Source organism: Bacillus sp. FSL R12-0074 (genome assembly GCF_038005725.1).
Taxonomy (GTDB): Bacteria; Bacillota; Bacilli; order Bacillales; family Bacillaceae_G; genus Bacillus_A; species Bacillus_A mycoides.
Map to the genome: position 1 here is coordinate 4,223,597 of NZ_JBBOTR010000001.1, position 18,730 is coordinate 4,242,326.

Annotated in this window: 18 protein-coding genes; 3 read left to right on the plus strand and 15 right to left on the minus strand. The window is 37.6% G+C overall.

Going from position 1 to position 18,730, the window contains the following annotated elements; genetic code table 11:
- Nucleotides 1-4: 4 nt before the first annotated feature.
- The 11 genes from NSS97_RS21960 to gpr all read right to left on the minus strand — a co-directional run bounded on the left by NSS97_RS21960 (nucleotide 5) and on the right by gpr (nucleotide 12,118).
- Nucleotides 5-754: a 16S rRNA (uracil(1498)-N(3))-methyltransferase gene (locus NSS97_RS21960; protein ID WP_002015195.1), complete on the minus strand. Its 750-nt coding sequence runs from the start codon at nucleotides 752-754 to the stop codon at nucleotides 5-7.
- Between the two features lie 145 nt (nucleotides 755-899).
- On the minus strand, nucleotides 900-1,838 hold the full coding sequence (prmA, locus tag NSS97_RS21965; protein WP_002067162.1) for a 50S ribosomal protein L11 methyltransferase: 939 nt from the start codon (nucleotides 1,836-1,838) through the stop codon (nucleotides 900-902).
- 28 nt (nucleotides 1,839-1,866) lie between these two features.
- A complete protein-coding gene (dnaJ, locus tag NSS97_RS21970; RefSeq protein WP_002129144.1) occupies nucleotides 1,867-2,970 on the minus strand; it encodes a chaperone protein DnaJ in 1,104 nt (367 codons plus the stop codon).
- Between the two features lie 202 nt (nucleotides 2,971-3,172).
- Nucleotides 3,173-5,008 carry a chaperone protein DnaK gene (gene dnaK / locus NSS97_RS21975; protein ID WP_002015198.1) on the minus strand — a complete coding sequence of 612 codons (1,836 nt, stop codon included), beginning with the start codon at nucleotides 5,006-5,008 and terminating at the stop codon, nucleotides 3,173-3,175.
- Nucleotides 5,009-5,034: 26 nt separating this feature from the next.
- Entirely contained in the window at nucleotides 5,035-5,601 is a 567-nt protein-coding gene (gene grpE / locus NSS97_RS21980) for a nucleotide exchange factor GrpE (RefSeq protein ID WP_000392715.1), read from the minus strand.
- A 114-nt stretch (nucleotides 5,602-5,715) separates the two neighbouring features.
- Entirely contained in the window at nucleotides 5,716-6,732 is a 1,017-nt protein-coding gene (hrcA, locus tag NSS97_RS21985) for a heat-inducible transcriptional repressor HrcA (protein ID WP_002015201.1), read from the minus strand.
- Between the two features lie 133 nt (nucleotides 6,733-6,865).
- Nucleotides 6,866-8,005, minus strand: coding sequence for a radical SAM family heme chaperone HemW (gene hemW / locus NSS97_RS21990; RefSeq protein WP_085312398.1), 1,140 nt, complete (start codon nucleotides 8,003-8,005; stop codon nucleotides 6,866-6,868).
- A gap of 51 nt (nucleotides 8,006-8,056) precedes the next feature.
- The gene (locus NSS97_RS21995) at nucleotides 8,057-8,431 is read right to left on the minus strand and encodes a winged helix-turn-helix transcriptional regulator (protein ID WP_002015203.1); all 375 of its coding nucleotides are present in this window, start codon (nucleotides 8,429-8,431) and stop codon (nucleotides 8,057-8,059) included.
- Between the two features lie 189 nt (nucleotides 8,432-8,620).
- The gene (lepA, locus tag NSS97_RS22000) at nucleotides 8,621-10,444 is read right to left on the minus strand and encodes an elongation factor 4 (protein WP_002034072.1); all 1,824 of its coding nucleotides are present in this window, start codon (nucleotides 10,442-10,444) and stop codon (nucleotides 8,621-8,623) included.
- Between the two features lie 208 nt (nucleotides 10,445-10,652).
- Nucleotides 10,653-11,015: a DUF3679 domain-containing protein gene (locus tag NSS97_RS22005; RefSeq protein WP_063607626.1), complete on the minus strand. Its 363-nt coding sequence runs from the start codon at nucleotides 11,013-11,015 to the stop codon at nucleotides 10,653-10,655.
- Nucleotides 11,015-12,118: a GPR endopeptidase gene (gpr, locus tag NSS97_RS22010; RefSeq protein ID WP_002088693.1), complete on the minus strand. Its 1,104-nt coding sequence runs from the start codon at nucleotides 12,116-12,118 to the stop codon at nucleotides 11,015-11,017. The genes NSS97_RS22005 and gpr overlap by 1 nt, the downstream gene beginning before the upstream one ends.
- A 180-nt stretch (nucleotides 12,119-12,298) precedes the next feature.
- On the opposite strand from gpr, the gene rpsT reads away from it, so the two are divergent.
- Complete coding sequence (rpsT, locus tag NSS97_RS22015; protein ID WP_002088694.1) at nucleotides 12,299-12,556, plus strand: 30S ribosomal protein S20; 258 nt, start codon at nucleotides 12,299-12,301, stop codon at nucleotides 12,554-12,556.
- A gap of 84 nt (nucleotides 12,557-12,640) precedes the next feature.
- On the opposite strand, the gene holA is transcribed toward rpsT, so the two are convergent.
- Entirely contained in the window at nucleotides 12,641-13,651 is a 1,011-nt protein-coding gene (gene holA / locus NSS97_RS22020) for a DNA polymerase III subunit delta (protein WP_002034073.1), read from the minus strand.
- 348 nt (nucleotides 13,652-13,999) lie between these two features.
- Here holA and NSS97_RS22025 point away from each other — a divergent pair, with 348 nt between their 5' ends.
- Nucleotides 14,000-14,134, plus strand: a complete 135-nt coding sequence (locus NSS97_RS22025) for a YqzM family protein (RefSeq protein ID WP_000997609.1) — start codon at nucleotides 14,000-14,002, stop codon at nucleotides 14,132-14,134.
- A 31-nt stretch (nucleotides 14,135-14,165) separates the two neighbouring features.
- Here the strand turns inward: NSS97_RS22025 and NSS97_RS22030 are convergent, their stop codons facing one another.
- The 3 genes from NSS97_RS22030 to NSS97_RS22040 form a co-directional block, all read right to left on the minus strand.
- A complete protein-coding gene (locus NSS97_RS22030) occupies nucleotides 14,166-16,487 on the minus strand; it encodes a DNA internalization-related competence protein ComEC/Rec2 (protein WP_107886338.1) in 2,322 nt (773 codons plus the stop codon).
- A gap of 14 nt (nucleotides 16,488-16,501) precedes the next feature.
- Complete coding sequence (locus tag NSS97_RS22035) at nucleotides 16,502-17,059, minus strand: ComE operon protein 2 (RefSeq protein ID WP_002088698.1); 558 nt, start codon at nucleotides 17,057-17,059, stop codon at nucleotides 16,502-16,504.
- A 63-nt stretch (nucleotides 17,060-17,122) separates the two neighbouring features.
- Complete coding sequence (locus NSS97_RS22040; protein ID WP_107886337.1) at nucleotides 17,123-17,722, minus strand: helix-hairpin-helix domain-containing protein; 600 nt, start codon at nucleotides 17,720-17,722, stop codon at nucleotides 17,123-17,125.
- A gap of 77 nt (nucleotides 17,723-17,799) precedes the next feature.
- On the opposite strand from NSS97_RS22040, the gene comER reads away from it, so the two are divergent.
- Entirely contained in the window at nucleotides 17,800-18,627 is an 828-nt protein-coding gene (gene comER, locus NSS97_RS22045; RefSeq protein WP_016120823.1) for a late competence protein ComER, read from the plus strand.
- The last annotated feature ends 103 nt before the right edge of the window (nucleotides 18,628-18,730 follow it).

Sequence of the window (18,730 nt, forward strand, 5' to 3'; positions counted from 1 at the left end):
ATTATCACCCCATCAATTCAAAATGATAAGAAGCGGCACTTAACGCATAAAGCGGAGCCGTTTCTGTTCTTAAAATTCTTGGTCCTAAACTACATGGTACAAATTTATGTTCACGAAGTGCGGTTATCTCTTCCTCCGCTAAACCGCCTTCTGGTCCAAATACAATCAGCAGTTTTTGGCCTGGTTTAATCGTCGCTAAAGCTTTCGCAAAATTAGATTTCTCACCTTGTTTCGCTTCTTCTTCATACGCAACAAGGCAAACATCATACTCGCTACTCATCGACAGCAGTTGTTTAAATGATGAGGGAACGTGTACTTCTGGAATTTCACTTCTATGCGATTGTTCCGCAGCTTCTTTTACAATTTTTTTCAAACGCTCAACTTTTTTATCTGCTTTTTTCGCATCCCACTTTACAATAGATCGAGATGCTTGAAATGGTAAAAATGCAGCTGCCCCAAGCTCAGTTCCTTTTTGAAAAATTAACTCTAGCTTGTCTCCTTTCGGCAGTCCACTTGCAATCGTCACAAACACAGGAAGTTCGCTTGACGCCTCTACCCATTCTACAATAGTGGTATCCACAAATTCACTGGTAATTTCAGCAATTGAACACTCTGCTGTTTTACCATTTACACAGCAATAAATGTGGTCACCAGCTGACATACGCATCACTCTTGCGATGTGATGGACATCATCACCCATTATGCGAATACTTGTCTCATTTACATATTTCTCTTCTACAAAATAACGTTGCATATAATCACCTTAGTAGAGTTTCGTTCCTTTCGTAAGTCAACACTTACGAAAAGAACGAAACGTTATCATTTTCATATAACAAACGGCAAGTCCCTCACCTTATACGGTGAGAGACTCCCCTGTTCTTTATAGACTAAAATCTATATTACGCATTTCGTGCAATAATTGCTACCCAATCTTCCATTCGAAGTACTTCTTCAATTGAAAATCCAGCTGTTTCTAACGCTTCAGAAATTACTTTTTCTTTCGCCCCAATAATACCAGATGTAATAAATAATCCACCTGGCTTCACCACTCTCGCTGCATCTTCAGGGAATAGAAGAATAATTTCCGCTAGTAAATTTGCTACGATTAAATCAACTGGGCCTTCAATACCTTCTAATAGACTATTCTGTCCAACATTGACAATGTCATCTGTTTTATTTAAGCGCACATTCATTTCTGCACTTTCAACTGCAACTGGGTCTAAATCATACGCTTGAACAGAAGCCGCACCTAGTTTTGCCGCAGCAATACTAAGTACCCCCGAACCTGTCCCCACATCAATCACAGTATCACCTGGCTGAACCGTTTTTTCTAAAGCACGAATACACATCGTCGTTGTTGGATGTGTCCCTGTACCAAACGCCATACCTGGATCTAATTCAATAATTTTTTCATCTGGAGAAGACGGTGTATACTCTTCCCACGTCGGCACAATTGTGAATGTATCAGAAATTTGAACTGGATGATAATACTTCTTCCAAGCAGTAGCCCAATCTTCCTCATCGACTTCATTAATTGTAATAGTTCCTTTACCAATTTCGATGTCGAAAGATGGTAGTGCATCAATAGATGATTTTACACCTGCAACCGTTTCGTGTAAAGAATCCGTTTGTGGGAAATATGCTTTTACCAAAACACCCTCACTTGGATATTCATCTGGGTTAAGTGCATAAATCTCACCGTATTGTTGCTTGCGCTCTTTCGTCAACTCCGCTGGGTCCTCAATCGCAACCCCGCTAGCGCCTGCTTCATGCAAAATATGAGAGACAGCTTCTACTGCTTCTTCTGTTGTATGAATACTAATTTCTGACCATTTCACAATTTACCAACTCCATTTTTTATTTCCATTATTCCCCTTTGAAAGCACGTTTAAGCTTTCTGAATAAGCTATCATCCTGCTCTTCTTGCCCTGCAAATTCACGCAATAAATCTTTTTGATGTGAAGTTAATTTCGTCGGCACAACAACACGAACGACTACATATTGATCTCCTTGACCATATCCACGTACGTTCGGAGCACCTTTTCCTTTTAAGCGGAATTCTGTTCCTGTTTGTGTTCCTGCTGGAATTTTCAGCTTCACTTTGCCATGAACGGTAGGAACTTCTACTTCCGCACCAAGTGCCATTTGCGCAAATGTTATTGGCATTTCGCAAATAATGTGATCCCCTTCGCGTTCAAAGAATTCATGATTTCTCACATGAACAACAACATATAAGTCACCTGCCGGTCCGCCATTTACGCCTGCTTCACCTTTTCCAGATACACGAATTTGTTGACCATTATCGATACCCGCTGGAATTTTAACATTGATTTTTTTACGTTTACGAACTTTACCAGAACCATGGCATGTCGTACATTTCTCTTTAATCATTTGACCTGTTCCTGAACAATGTCCACAAGCTTGACGGTTTACAATACGCCCAAATGGTGTATTTTGTTCTACACTTACTTGCCCTGATCCTGAACAGTGTTTACATGTTTCTTTTGAAGTCCCTGGTTTTGCTCCACTACCCTTACAAGTATCACATGGATCCTCCACTGGAATCTCAACGTTTAATTCTTTACCAAAAATAGCTTCTTCAAACTCTAAAGTAACTTGATATTGTAAATCAGCACCTTGACGTGGAGCATTTGGATCACGACGTCTGCCGCCACCGCCAAAGAATGAACTAAAGATATCTTCGAAACCGAAGCCACCGCCGAAGTCTCCTCCGCCACCGAAACCTTGATTCGGACCAGCGTGACCAAATTGATCATACTGCGCACGCTTTTGATCATCGCTCAATACTTCGTATGCCTCTTGTACTTCTTTAAACTTTTCAATTGCATTTTCTTCTTTACTTACGTCTGGATGATATTTTTTAGCCAAACGACGATACGCTTTTTTAATTTCATCTTTTGAAGCGCCCTGGCTAAGTCCAAGGACCTCATAATAATCTCGTTTATTCATAAATTTGCAACCCCCGAATCTTTCACATAAACGTAATTTTAACACCGAAAGAAAGTGCTTTGCAACAAAGTTTCCTCACTTACAGTATGCAAAATAAAAAACTTAAGATCCTCACACATTTCTTCTTATTCGTGAAAAAAGCCAAAGCCAAGGCACGCTTGACTTTGACTTTTTGTCATCTTACTTATTTTATTTCACTGTATTACTTGTCTTCTTTTACTTCTTCAAACTCAGCGTCTACTACATTATCTTTTTTCGCGCCAGCGTCTTGTGCTCCTTGTGCACCTTCTGCTTGCCCTGCAGCCGCTTGAGCTTGCTCGTATAATTTAACAGTTAATTGTTGTACGATTTCTTGAAGAGCATCTTTTTTCACACGGATTTCTTCAAGTTCGTTTTTCTCGATTGCCGCTTGTAATGCTTCTTTCGCTTCCGTTGCTTTCGCTACTTCAGCTGCATCTACTTTACCTTCTAAATCTTTTACAACTTTGTCTGTTTGGAATACAAGTTGGTCAGCTTCGTTACGAAGTTCAACTTCTTCCTTACGTTTTTGGTCAGCATCAGCATTTGATTCAGCTTCTTGTACCATACGATCTACTTCTTCATCAGAAAGACCTGAAGAAGATTGGATTGTAATAGTTTGCTCTTTGCTTGTTCCTAAGTCTTTTGCACGTACGTTAACGATACCGTTCGCATCAATATCGAATGTTACTTCGATTTGTGGAATTCCACGTGGTGCTGGCGGAAGGTCTGTTAATTGGAAACGACCTAACGTTTTGTTGTCAGCTGACATTGGACGCTCACCTTGTAGTACGTGAATGTCTACCGCTGGTTGGTTATCAGCAGCTGTTGAGAATACTTGTGACTTACTTGTCGGAATTGTAGTGTTACGCTCGATTAGTTTCGTGAACACACCGCCCATAGTTTCGATACCTAAAGAAAGTGGAGTTACGTCTAATAATAGAACGCCCTCTACATCACCAGTAAGTACGCCACCTTGAACTGCAGCACCTAATGCTACAACTTCATCTGGGTTTACACCTTTGTATGGCTCTTTACCAGTTTCACGTTTAATCGCTTCTTGTACAGCTGGGATACGAGTAGATCCACCAACAAGGATAACTTTATCTAATTCGCTTGGAGCAAAACCAGCGTCTTTTAATGCACGACGAGTTGGCTCTAATGTTCTTTCAACAAGACCAGCTGAAATTTCTTCGAATTTAGCTCTTGTTAACGTTAATTCTAAGTGTAATGGGCCAGCAGCTCCAGCACTAATGAATGGTAATGAAATTTGTGTTTGTGTTACACCAGAAAGATCTTTCTTCGCTTTTTCAGCTGCATCTTTCAGACGTTGAAGTGCCATTTTATCTTGGCTTAAATCAATGCTATTTTCTTTTTTGAATTCAGCTACTAAATGATCGATGATAACTTGGTCAAAGTCATCTCCACCAAGACGGTTGTCACCAGCAGTTGAAATAACTTCGAATGTGCCGTCTGCTAACTCAAGGATAGATACATCAAATGTACCGCCACCTAAGTCATATACTAAGATTTTTTGCTCTTCATCTTGTTTTTCTAAACCGTAAGCAAGTGCTGCTGCTGTTGGTTCGTTAATGATACGCTCAACTTCTAAACCAGCGATACGACCAGCATCTTTCGTTGCTTGACGCTCTGCATCGTTGAAGTATGCAGGTACTGTAATAACAGCTTTCGTTACTGTTTCACCTAAGTATGCTTCAGCAGAAGCTTTTAAGTTTTGTAAAATGATTGCAGAAATTTCTTGAGGTGTAAAATCTTTACCTTCAACTTCTACTTTGTAGTCTGTACCCATATGACGTTTAACAGACATGATTGTATTTGGGTTTGTAATTGCTTGACGCTTTGCAACTTCCCCAACTTGACGCTCTTCATTTTTGAAAGCTACAACAGAAGGTGTTGTACGGTTTCCTTCTGGATTTGGGATAACCTTTGGTTCTCCACCTTCCATAACAGCTACACAAGAGTTTGTTGTACCTAAGTCAATACCGATAATTTTACTCATGGCGAATCCTCCTACTTTTATGTAAATTATTGATTTACTTTTACCATTGATGGGCGAATCACACGGTCTTTTAGTTTATAACCTTTTTGGAATTCTTCAACTACCGCGTTTGATTCAAATTCACTGTCTTCCACTTGCATAATAGCTTGGTGTTCATTCGGATCAAACTGTTTACCAACAGCTTCAATCGCTTCAACACCTTCCTTAGTCAACGCTTCTAGCAATTGACGATGCACCATTTCCATACCTTGTAACAAGGATTTCGTTTGCTCGTCAGTCGCTTCCACTTGCATCGCTCTTTCAAAATTATCAAGAGCTGGCAAAATATCTGAAACTAGACTTTGTGCTCTATATTTATCAGCAGCCTGTTTATCCATTTGGACACGGCGCTTATAATTTTCAAAATCAGCTTGTAGACGTAATGTGCGACCTTCCGTTTCCGTTAGTTTCGCTTGTAACTCATCTACTTTTTCTTGTAAAAGAGCAGCCTCACTTTTTTCTTCTACAGTTTTTTCACTGTTTTCTGGCGTGACAGCTTCTTCAACTTGCGCTTCTTTCACTTCTTCTACCACTTGTTCGTTACGCTCTTCCACAATTTTCACCTCCTTAAAAGGTATTAGGTATCATGCTTAGCATGATTACCTAAGCATTATATATTACACACAGCAATGAAAATTTCATCACTTGAGCGAATGTATTACTCTCATTTACTTTTTAAGTCCGTCTGTAAATTGTCTTGTAAATAACTGCAGTAAACTAATTACACGAGAGTATTGCATTCTCGTCGGACCTAAAATTGCAATTGTTCCAAGTTGCTCTTCTCCAATCGAATACGTTGCAGAAATCAAACTGCAATCCTCCATTGCCGTAGAAGAATTTTCTCTACCAATTTTCACTTGAATTCCGACTTGTTTATGACGCAAAATGTCATAAAACGCAGCCTCATTATCAATCATCGTCAGCAAAGATCTTACTTTGTGAATGTCATGGAACTCTGGTTGCGAAAGCATATTTGCTTTTCCTCCAAAGTATATCTTTTCCGATAAAGGGACTTGAAATGTACCATCTAACATTTTTATTGCACTATCGTAATTATGAACATACCCACGCAAGACTGTAACAATCTCTTTAAAGATTTTATTATGAAGTTCTGCCATAGGTATACCAGATAGCTTTTCATTTAAAATATTAACCATTTTTTCTAAATCTGATAAATCAACAGATTCCGGAACGGTAATCGTTTTACTTTGCACATGCCCTGTATCTGTTACAATAATAGCGACTGCTGTTTGACGATCAAGCGGTACAATTTGTACATTTTTAAGTTTATTTGTGCTCAATTTGGGACCAAGAACAATGGCCGTATAATTCGTAAGCTCTGATAAAATTTGAGCTGATTGCTGTGCAATTTTTTCTGCTTCAAAAATTCTTTCAGCAAATAAATCTTTAATTTGTACAATTTCATCGGTCGGTAAGTTTTGCGGCGCTAAAAGATGGTCTACATAAAATCGGTATCCTTTTTCAGAAGGAACACGCCCAGAAGAACTATGCGTTTTTTCAATAAATCCTAGTTCTTCTAAATCAGCCATTTCATTTCGAATAGTAGCTGAACTAAACGTAATTTCATCTTTCTTAGCCAACGTCCTCGAACCAACTGGTTGCGCTGATCCAATAAAGTCATCAACAATTGTTTGTAAAATTAAGAGCTGACGTTCCGTAAGCATCTCATCATCACCTCTGTTAGCACTCTTTGTCTTCGAGTGCTAAATCTATTAATAACTTACCAAAATTGACATTCAATTGTCAACGGAAACGTCACGAAATAACAAAACTTTTTCACGCTTATGGCACATTTAATTAATCAATCAAAAATGACTGGAATACTTCATTCCCTAATAGTCTCCCTTTCCTCGTTAAACAAACATGTCCATCTCTGTTTTCAAGTAATCCTTGTTCTTGATTACTTTGTAACTGCTTTGCAAAAACATGGTCCATCTCCACATTAAATTTCTTTTGGAATTCTAACTTAGAAACACCTTTTGTTTTTCGAAGTCCTAAGAACAACTCTTCTTCCATTTTTTCTTTCTCTGTCACTGTGTGAACATCTAAATATGGAAATCCTGTCTCATCAATTTTAGTGAAATATTGCTTGAGCGGACCTACATTTTGAATTCGTTCCCCGTTCACATAGCTATGCGCTCCAGCTCCAAATCCATAATACTCTTCATTATTCCAGTATGTGAGATTATGTCTACTTTCATTATCACCTTTCGAGAAGTTACTAATCTCATACTGGTTATAACCATGTTTCTCCATTTCATCCATTACCATTTCGTACATTTTCGCTTCATGATCTTCACCTGGTAGTCTTAATTTCCCTTTATTCATTAAGTTATAAAATACAGTTTTCGGTTCCACAATTAATGAATATGCCGAGAAATGTTGTACACCAAGCGTAAAGGCAATGTCTAATGTTTCCTTTACATCTTCTATCGTCTGTCCTGGCAGAGCATAAATTAAATCTACATTAATATTTGTAAAACCGACTTCCTGCGCTTCTCGAATTGCTACGAATGCATCTTCTCTCGTATGCCTGCGTCCAATCTTCTCAAGTAGCTCATCACGAAACGTTTGCACACCAAAACTAATTCGGTTTACTCCACCTTCTAGCAATACGTTCAACTTCTCTTTCGGTAAATCACCTGGATTCGCTTCAAATGTTAATTCACAATTCGGCGCAAATGGACGCAAACGACGGTTAATGATGTCGAGTAGTTTTTTTGTTTGCTCCATATTTAAAGCTGTCGGAGTTCCTCCGCCAACAAAAATCGTTTTCATACTTTCAAACGGTACTTTTTGAACCGTATTTATTATTTCTTTCTCTAAATATTGTAAGTATTGATCAACCGGTTGGCGTTCAATAAATACTTTATTAAAATCACAATAGTGACAAATATGCTGACAAAATGGAATATGAATATATGCAGCTTGTACCAAATATAACTCCTACCTTTCTAAAAAGAAAACCTCCGCACTCCGGAGGATTCTTTACTTCTCTACTGTATTACGGATTTGTTCCATTCGCATTTTTCCCCAATCATACATCATTTCAACAATCGGTAAAAGCGACATACCTAATTCCGTCATATAGTACTCAACACGCGGAGGAATTTCCGGGTATACCGTTCGATCAACAATCCCGTCCTCCATTAACTCTTTCAATTGATTTGACAACACTTTATGAGAAATGCTCGGGAACAGACGTTGCAATTCACTAAAACGATGCGGACCTTCCACACCTAAGTGCCACAATATCACAACTTTCCACTTCCCACTAATTATAGAAAGCGTCAGTTCCTTTTCGCAATTAAAATTACCTTTTTGTATTTTCTCTCGAATATCTTTTCGAATATTTTCGGACATTAATAGTCTCCTAACTCTATATCAATCACTAAAAAGCTCTCTCACTATTGTAAATGAGAGATGATAAGATGTCTAAAAAGTAGCATATAAAAAAGAAGCCGAACGAACGGCTTCTACTTTTATCACGATTGGTGCGGGCTAATAATTAGCGAAGAATAGAAAAATCTCCACTAATTATAGTTCACTCCATTAGTTATCATCCATTTTCAGTACAGCCATGAATGCTTCTTGCGGCACTTCTACAGAACCAACAGACTTCATACGTTTTTTACCTTCTTTTTGCTTATCAAGAAGTTTACGCTTACGAGAAATGTCACCACCGTAACATTTTGCAAGTACGTTTTTACGCATCGCCTTAATTGTAGAACGAGATACAACTTTATTTCCGATAGTCGCCTGAATTGGCACTTCAAACTGTTGTCTTGGAATTAATTTCTTTAATTTCTCTACAATTACTTTACCACGGTCATACGCTGAATCACGATGTACAATAAATGATAAAGCATCCACTTGTTCATTATTTAAAAGAATATCCATTTTCACAAGTTTAGATGGTTTATAACCAATTAACTCGTAGTCAAATGATGCATATCCTTTCGTATTTGATTTCAATTGATCGAAGAAATCATATACGATTTCTGATAACGGGATTTCATATGTCAATGTAACACGTGTTTCATCTAAATATTGCATATCAATAAACGTTCCACGTTTCCCTTGGCAAATTTCCATTACAGCTCCAACATAGTCATTCGGAACCATAATTGCAGCCTTCACAAACGGCTCTTCTACACGATCGATAGTCTGTGGATCTGGCATATTAGATGGATTATCAACAATAAAATCTTCACCGTTTGTTAAATACACTTTATAAATAACGCTTGGCGCTGTTGTAATTAAGTCAATCTTGAATTCACGTTCAATACGTTCTTGAATAATCTCCATGTGAAGAAGCCCTAAGAAACCACAACGGAAACCAAAACCTAAAGCTTGAGATGTTTCAGGCTCAAATTCAAGAGCAGAATCATTCAATTCTAGTTTTTCTAACGCATCACGTAAGTCGTTATAACGTGCAGAATCGATTGGATATAAACCACAGAATACCATTGGGTTTAATTTTCGATACCCTTTTAACGGCTCTGCAGCCGGACGTTTCGCATGTGTGATCGTATCACCTACGCGTGTATCACCTACGTTCTTAATAGATGCCGCTAAGAAACCTACATCACCTACTGTTAACTCGTCACGTTGCGTCGTTTTCGGTGTAAACACACCTACTTCTGTTACTTCAAATTCTTTTCCAGTTGCCATCATACGTACTTTATCGCCAACTTTTACCGTTCCATTTACAACACGGATATATGCAATTACACCACGGTACGGATCATATAAAGAATCGAAAATCATACATTGTAACGGCTCTTCTGAATCACCTGTTGGAGCTGGTACCTTTTCAACGATTTGTTCTAAAATATCTTCAATACCAATGCCAGCTTTCGCTGAAGCAAGTACAGCTTCCGATGCATCTAAACCAATTACATCTTCTACCTCTTGACGTACGCGTTCTGGGTCTGCACTTGGTAAGTCGATTTTATTAATAACTGGTAAGATTTCTAAATTATTATCAAGCGCTAAATATACGTTCGCTAATGTTTGCGCCTCAATTCCTTGCGCTGCATCCACTACAAGAATTGCACCTTCACAAGCCGCTAAACTACGAGATACTTCGTACGTAAAATCGACGTGTCCTGGAGTATCGATTAAGTGAAGAATATACTCTTCACCGTCTTTCGCTTTATACGTTAGTTGTACTGCATTTAATTTAATTGTAATACCACGCTCACGCTCCAACTCCATAGAGTCAAGCAATTGCGCCTTCATTTCGCGCTGTGCCAACGCGTTTGTTTTCTCCAAAATACGATCTGCCAACGTTGATTTCCCGTGGTCAATGTGAGCAATGATGGAGAAGTTACGAATTTTGGACTGTCTTTTTGCTCTTTCTTCTTTATTCATCTATGTTCTCAACTCCTAATAGTCTCGCCAATATACACTAGCACTGATTATATCAATAGAGCAGCAAAGATTCAATGAAAACTCGTGCTGCTTACAATACAAATCACTCTATCTATATCTTATGCGAACAAACCATAAGAGACAAACCTTTTTCAAATTAAAAGACAGCTCTCTTACAAACATAAGACAACCATCCTTCCCGCTACCCTTAACTAAAAATTCCTTTTATTGCCCCAACAACTATATCCGTTCCAAACTTTGTCATATCACGAGCAACACTTGCTATCGCCATACCGATACCTTCTACAACATTAAAACTTCTTAAGCTTTCTAACTGTTTTTGTTTTTCAATAGCCGAAAACGTCTCTCCCGAAATTTCCGATTCAGCCCCAGCGCCTTCTGTTCCTGTCATATGAGCAATTTGTTCATATGACAGCTGACGATATCCCTTCATACTTTTTAGACCATGATTAGCGAGTCCCACTCCAGCTATCATCATAAGCAAACATAAGACTGTACCGCATATACATAACAGCGTAAATTGACTCAAGCTATTTCTGCCTCTTTCCATCAATGTGTATATGCCCCTGTATTATCCTGATCAATCTGATGATGCAGCGCTGCATTTAAACCGCTGGCTATTACATTTGCCATATCCTCAATAAACGCATCTACTTCTTTTGGAGTTACCATTAAATTATGACCAAGAGGAGATAACACTTCATAAATTAACTTTCTCTTTTCTTCTTCTTCTAACGTACCAATAGCTCCTAAAAACATATTTCGACTCTTTTCATCTGGCATATCTTCTTCTGTTAATTTTTTCTTTTCTCCAAATGTAAAACCTGCTGGCAATAAAGAGCGTGACGGTTTGTTTCCTTCTTTCAGTTCCCGGCCAAAATGTTTCAAAATAAAATCAATTGTATCACTCGTAATCGAAACAGCATCTACCACAGTTGGCACACCAATTGCGATAACAGGAATACCTAATGTTTCTTTACTTAGTTCCTTACGCTTATTCCCAACACCAGATCCTGGATGAATTCCTGTATCAGAAATTTGTATCGTACTATTTACTCGTTCAATAGAACGCGCAGCTAATGCATCAATTGCGATGACAAAGTCTGGTTTTGTCTTCTCAATAATTCCGTAAATGACATCGCTCGTTTCAATCCCTGTAATTCCCATTACCCCTGGACGAATGGCACTAACAGGTCTAAACCCTTCTTCCACACTTTCAGGCTGCAATTTAAACAAATGTCTCGTCACCAGTACGTTCTCTACAACTATCGGTCCGAGTGCATCCGGCGTTACATTCCAATTCCCAAGACCTACGATTAAACAACTCGCTTCTTTTGAAACTCCAACCTCTTCTAAGAAATAAGAAAATTCTTTTGCAAAAATACGCTCTACCTTTTGCTGAAGTTCCGTATCTTGTTGTCGTATGCCTTGCACCTCAAGAGTTAAATAACTTCCAGGTTTTTTCCCCATCGACTCAGATGCAATTTCATCAATAGTTACTTTTGTAATTGTAACTCCCTCTTCTTCCCTCTCTTTTACAATAACTCCCTGTATCCCTTTTTGTTCTTCTTGGCGCTCTTGTAGCATTTGGTGCGCCTCTACAGCAAGGTCAGTTCTAACACTATATTTACTTAAATCTAATGGTTCTTTCATCGTATCTCCTCCGTAATTCATAGTAAATATCGTTAGATTTCCCCAAGTTATATTAGGTCATTCTTTCCTTTACGTGAAATTTCATTGATATACTATTGCAATTCTCTTCACCGTTTGATAAAATATCACTTGTTCTATGTAAGAATCGAGTCATTCGATTGCACCAGGGAGGTGAAAAGTATGGCAAACATCAAATCTGCTATCAAACGCGCTAAACTTAGCGAAGAGCGTCGTTCACATAACGCTTCTATCAAGTCTGACATGCGTACTGCTGTTAAAACTGTAGAAACTTTAGTTACTAATAACGATCTTGAAAATGCTAAAGAAGCTTTCAAAACTGCTTCTAAAAAACTTGACAAAGCAGCTCGTAAAGGTCTTATCCACCAAAACGCTGCAGCTCGTCAAAAATCTCGCTTAGCGAAACAAGTAAACGCGTAAGGCGTTTAAAAAACGATCCATTCGGATCGTTTTTTATATACACAAAAAAGTTCACGTACTAAGTACGTGAACTTTTTTGTGTCACTACATATGATTTAACCGCATTAAGAAAAACTCAAGCACAAGTTTCTTATCCATCTTTCCAGTCTTCATACTATAATCAGCTTCCGCCAATTCTATAATAACTTTTTTTAATTCTTCAAAAGAGAAAAACTTCGTTTGATTCATCGCCAACTTTACCCGGTACGGATGTACACCAATATGGGACGCGATTTGATTTTGTCCGTAACCACGCTGTTGCAACTCTTTCACTTGATGTAGCAAGCGGAACTGACTTACTAATAAAGCGAGCAATTTAATCGGTTCTTCCTGCTGTGTAAATAATCCGTCTAAAATTTGCATCGCACCAGCGATATCTTTTTTCACCACTTTTTCTGTTAAAGCAAACACGTTTTGCTCAACAGATTTCGGCACAAGTTCCGTGACAAGTTTTGGCGTAATTTCTCCGCCCATACCGACGTATAACGTTAACTTGTCCATTTCCTTCGCCAACATTGTTACATTACTTCCCACAAGCTCTAACAATAAACTAACAGCTGCATTATCAATATGCACATGCACCTCATCCGCACGAGAAACAATCCACTTCTGAACATCCTGCACTTGCATCGCATTTGCTTCTATTACATCCGCTGTTTTCTTTAATAGTTTTGTAATTTTTTTTCGTTCGTCTAATTTTTCATAAGGCGCAACAAAAACAAGAATAGAAAAAGGAGATGGCTCCCCAATATATTCTTCTAAAATTTTTATATTTTGTTCTAATTTTTCTTTTTGTGCCGTTAAAAATAGTGGTGATTTTATTAATATAACTTTACGCTCTCCAAAAAAAGGAAGCGTATGCGCATCCTCAACTACATCTTCTAAATACGCTTCTTCCAAATCGTATGTCACAACATTAAACTCTCGATCTTCCTCTTCAAGCGCTTCCGTTGTAATAAGCTTTATCGTTTCATTTATAAAATAGGCTTCCGTTCCATACAGTACATACAACGGAGCGAACTGTTTCTTTTTAATCTTCTTATGTATATCACTCATATTTTTTCCTACTCCCTAACTTGGCAATATATATTTATACTAATGCCCTAGCTTTTGTTTTACAAGTACAAAGGGACGGTCTTTATAACTCGCCCCTTTATTTATATAAAACGCCACGCAATAAGCCCCGGATTTCTTATTGGTGTGCGGTAATCACCTTCCCTTTATTATTTACAATAATAATCTTAGTATAAGTGCCAACTGTTAACATGATTGGAAATGAAAAATTCACGCTACTTAACTAACTAGAAAAAGTATACAAATACTCTATTTCACTTCATATGGAAATTGTAGATTTTTTTCTGACAATATTTTATACTAAAATGGAATGTTGGGGAGGGATTCTAAATGAATGATTTTGAACAAAACGTTCAAAGTAAACGCAATGACGCTATTGATTCAGGGGTAGGATTTATCGTCTCATTTGGTTTTTTCGCAACACTTTTCATTATTGCAACTGTTATTAAATTCATCGGTTCTTAAAGGCTGCTGCTTAACGGCAGTCTTCTTTTTTTCATCTTCTATGTGTTTCATCATATGTGATTTTACTTTGAAAGGTTCCTTTTTCTCCATTAAAAACATAGGAAATAGCACCTTGCTTATCCGTACGCCATATATCAATACCCATCTTCTTAAAACGCTCTATAACTTCCTTATGCGGGTGCCCATACCTATTACGCTCCCCCACAGAAATAATCGCTACAGCAGGCTGTACAAGGCTTAAAAATGGATCTGTAGACGATGTTTTACTCCCATGGTGGGCAACTTTTAAAATATTAGCCCGCAAATCAGGATATGTTGATACTATAAACTTTTCTCCTTCTTCTTCTAGATCACCCGTAAATAGCCATGTTAGTCCCCCTAGTCTGGCCCATAGTACAATCGAAGAGTCATTTTCTCCCTTTTCTTTCCCCTTTGGAGCTAATACGAAAAATTCCGCTTCATTTACCCTCCAACCTTCCCCTTCTCCTACTACACTTATCTTCATGCTCTTTTCTAACGCCTTTTTCTTCACCACTTTTTCCAATACAGCATCTTGTTCCTTTCTCCCAAATACAACTTCTTTTACAATAATAGATGACAGCAAATCCAGCGCAGCACCTATATGATCCGCATCTCCGTGCGTTACAATTAATTTATCAATCGTTTTTATACCTTCTTTTTGTAAAAAAGGAACAAGAATATCATGCCCAACAGAAAATTCATGCTTTTTCTGTTGCCACGCTTCCTTCTTGACAGAAAGGGCTCCTCCTGTATCAATAAGATAAACCTCTTTATCGTATGGAAGACGAATTAATATCGCATCTCCCTGTCCAACATCAAGAAATGTAACACTCCCACTTTCGCGAAAATATGGATATACATAATGACAAGTACTAATAAAAAGAAACACACCCACAACTATGCACAAAATTTTTTTCGTTATTACCCTTTCCCAAATCACAAATATACTAACGATACTAAAACAATATATAGCCACAAGAAATAAAGGAGTTTTACCAAAAGTAAGTCGGATGAAAGGGAAACTTTCACAGTAACTTAGAAAATCATTAGAAATGGTTAAACATAGTGAAAGTACATATGCAATTCCTTTTGCGAAAAATGGAATAACCGGCATACATATAAGAACAATGATGCTACACGGCAATACAATAATGGATAGAAAAGGAACATATATAAGATTGAGGAAAATGCTATAAGGAGAAAAATAACCAAAATGATATAACAAGATGGGGGTACTAGCGAGCTGTGAAATTATAGAAATGTAAATAGAATTTCGAACTATCCCATTACTACACCCTAATAATATCGGCGCAGATAGTAGTAAAGAAAAACTACCTACAAATGAGAATTGAAATCCAATGTTGAAAATAAGATACGGATCGTATATAAGCATACATATAGCCGTTATACTTAAGGCGTCTAGACTAGATAAGCGAACAGAGCACATGAAAGCTACCAATAATAAAACTCCTGTTATAGAAGCCCTCACAACAGATGGCGACGCCCCAGCTATGATCATATACAGAGGAATGCAAACTATAAGGCATACTGTTGCTATCTCTTTCGTCACACCACTTCTTAGCAAAACAAAATACATTATAACCATTAATAATACGATATGCGATCCTGAAATTGCTAACAAATGTATAAGACCAAATTGTTGATATTGCTCTTCTACTTCAAACGTCATTTGTTGTCGATCTCCAAATAATAATGCGTTCATAAATGCACCTGATTGTTCCGGGAACATTTCTGTAACTTTCGAGATTGTTTGTTGCCTGAGAAGAAAAATCCATTGCACGAGTGACAACGATGTTTTGTGACATTCAGAAATGTATGTCACATCAAATATAAAATGTATTTTTTGCTGATATAAATAATTACGATAATCAAAAACATGAAAATTCCGGGCAGTTTGTGGTTCTTTCACCTCCCCTTTAAATGTACACGATATACCTGCATGTAATTGTTGCAACTGCTTCTTTTCCGAAGCAGATTGTATTTTATAATTTAACTGCACTAAGTTTTTATTCTGATCTTCAATTTGAAAAGAGAGACGATCCCCATTAATTAGAGGTGTATTTTGCACGACCCCTCGTGTAACTTCATAGGAATCCCCTAGCGGCTTATTTAGACTCTGAACATACGTGGTGTACATAACGCCACTAAAACACGCTATTATACAAAATATGAAGGTTTTACGCGAAGTACGATATAAACAAAATAAAACATAACAAACGAAACAACAAGCAGCCAACAAATGCGATGCGGAAAAGGTAATTGCAATCCCAATTATAAACGAGATTGCAACATAGCCCCATTGCCCATTCAACTCATACTCACTCCTTATAGCATCATTTTCGCTTTAGTGAATACACGCTGTAATTCTTCCATTGATAAATTATCTTTTTCTAAAGCTGCGAATAATTCCTTTAGCTGTAAATGACGCTCTTGTTCCTCTAGCGATGTAATATCGTATTCTAGCGGAACGTGCTTTACTGTTACACTCGCTTGTTCAAATAACTCTACGGCATACGGATGATTTTTATAGTCCTGTGCATAATAAACCGCTGTAACACCACTTTGAATAATCGCCTTACAGCACTGCAAACAAGGAAAATGTGTGACATAAATTTCCGCTTCCTCTGTTTTTGCACCAAATTTCGCACATTGCAATAAAGCATTCATTTCAGCATGAATTGTACGAACGCAATGATTATCAATGACATAGCAACCATCGTCTATACAATGCACACCACCTTTAATTGAACCGTTATATCCACCAGCAATAATTCGTTTATCACGAACGATTGTCGCTCCTACCGCAAGCCTTGTACATGTACTACGTAAAGATAGTAGATGGCTTTGCGTCATAAAATATTGATCCCATGAAATTCGTTCCATATTTTTCACCTTCTTTTTTGTCTACTTGTAGTGTAGCGAAAAAAGAAAAACTTCGTCAATCTTTTATGGAATAATAATTTGATCTTTTATTTTCTCTAAAGACTTCGCACCAATCCCATCAATTTCTAATAAATCTTCTATTTTCTGAAACGGACCATGTTCTTCTCGGTATTTCAAAATACTTTCCGCTTTCCGAGAACCAATGCCTGTTATTTTTTCAAGTTGCTCTTTAGAAGCTGTATTTATTTGCACTTTACCCTCGCTTTTTGAAAAAGTAGCCCCTTCTTGCACTGGATCATTCTTGTTAGGAACATAAAGAAGCATTTGGTCTTGGACCATTTGCGCCAAATTCACTTTCTTCACATCTGCCTCCGGCAACAAACCACCAGCTTTTTCAACCGCCTCCTTCACCCGGTCCCCTTCCTTCATTTCATACACACCCTCTTTAAAAACCGCCCCTTTCACATCAATTATAATTATTTTTTTCTGCTCCTTTGTATCCAATACTTTCGGTTTACTTTTTTTCTCCACATCTTTCACTTGAACTTCCGTTGTAATGAGCGATCGCTCTGTTTGCTGATTCGTTTTCCAGAAAAAAAGAAAAATCAAAGTGCCAATAATAACCACTAATCCCAACCATTTTTTCGGAAAATCCCACACCATTTTACACCTCTAATCATAAATTTATAACATCATTCATATTGTTTAGGAGAAAGCTGTTACGAAGGAGGGATGAAACATTGAACATAGGAATTATAGGGACAGGGAACATGGGGAATATACTAATCGATGCATTTTTAGAAACCCGTGCTGTCAAACCTTCGTGCCTTACTATTATTAATCGGACGCCTGCCAAAGCATATCATATAAAAGAAAAATACCCTTCTGTTCATATAGCCAAAACAATCCAAGAGGTAATCGAACAATCCCAGCTTATTTTCATTTGCGTAAAACCGATAGACATATACCCTATTCTACAAAAATACGCTGACCATTTTTCAGACGAAGATTGCTTAGTTTCTATCACAAGCCCCATATCTCCATCACAATTAGAAACACTTATACCTTGCCACGTCGCTCGTATCATTCCAAGCATCACAAACCGCGCCTTATCCGGCGCATCACTATTTACATTTGGAAATAACTGCTCTGAAGAATGGCAACAAAAACTACTTCGTCTATTCAAAAACATTTCTACTCCCCTTGTTATAGAAGAAGATATAACGCGCGTTTCATCTGATATAGCAAGCTGCGGCCCTGCTTTTTTTAGTTATTTATTACAATGTTTCATTAACGCTGCTGTAGATAAAACAAATATTACACATGAAGAAGCCACTACTTTAGTAAGTGAAATGGTCATTGGAATGGGGAAATTACTCGAAAAAGAAATTTTCACATTACCTACTTTACAAGAAAAGGTATGCGTTAAAGGCGGTGTTACAGGAGAAGGTATTCGTATTTTAGAAGAGCACGTTGGGGATATGTTTCATAAATTAATCGAACGGACACATGAGAAATTTGATGAAGATTTAAAATGCGTTGAGCAGCAATTCAATAAACACACATAATAAATACGCCATCGTAATCCCAAACCCTTTTATTAATACTTATCTTTTTCATGCTACATTTTCACTAAAACTAGCATTTTTACACTTTACACATATCATCTTT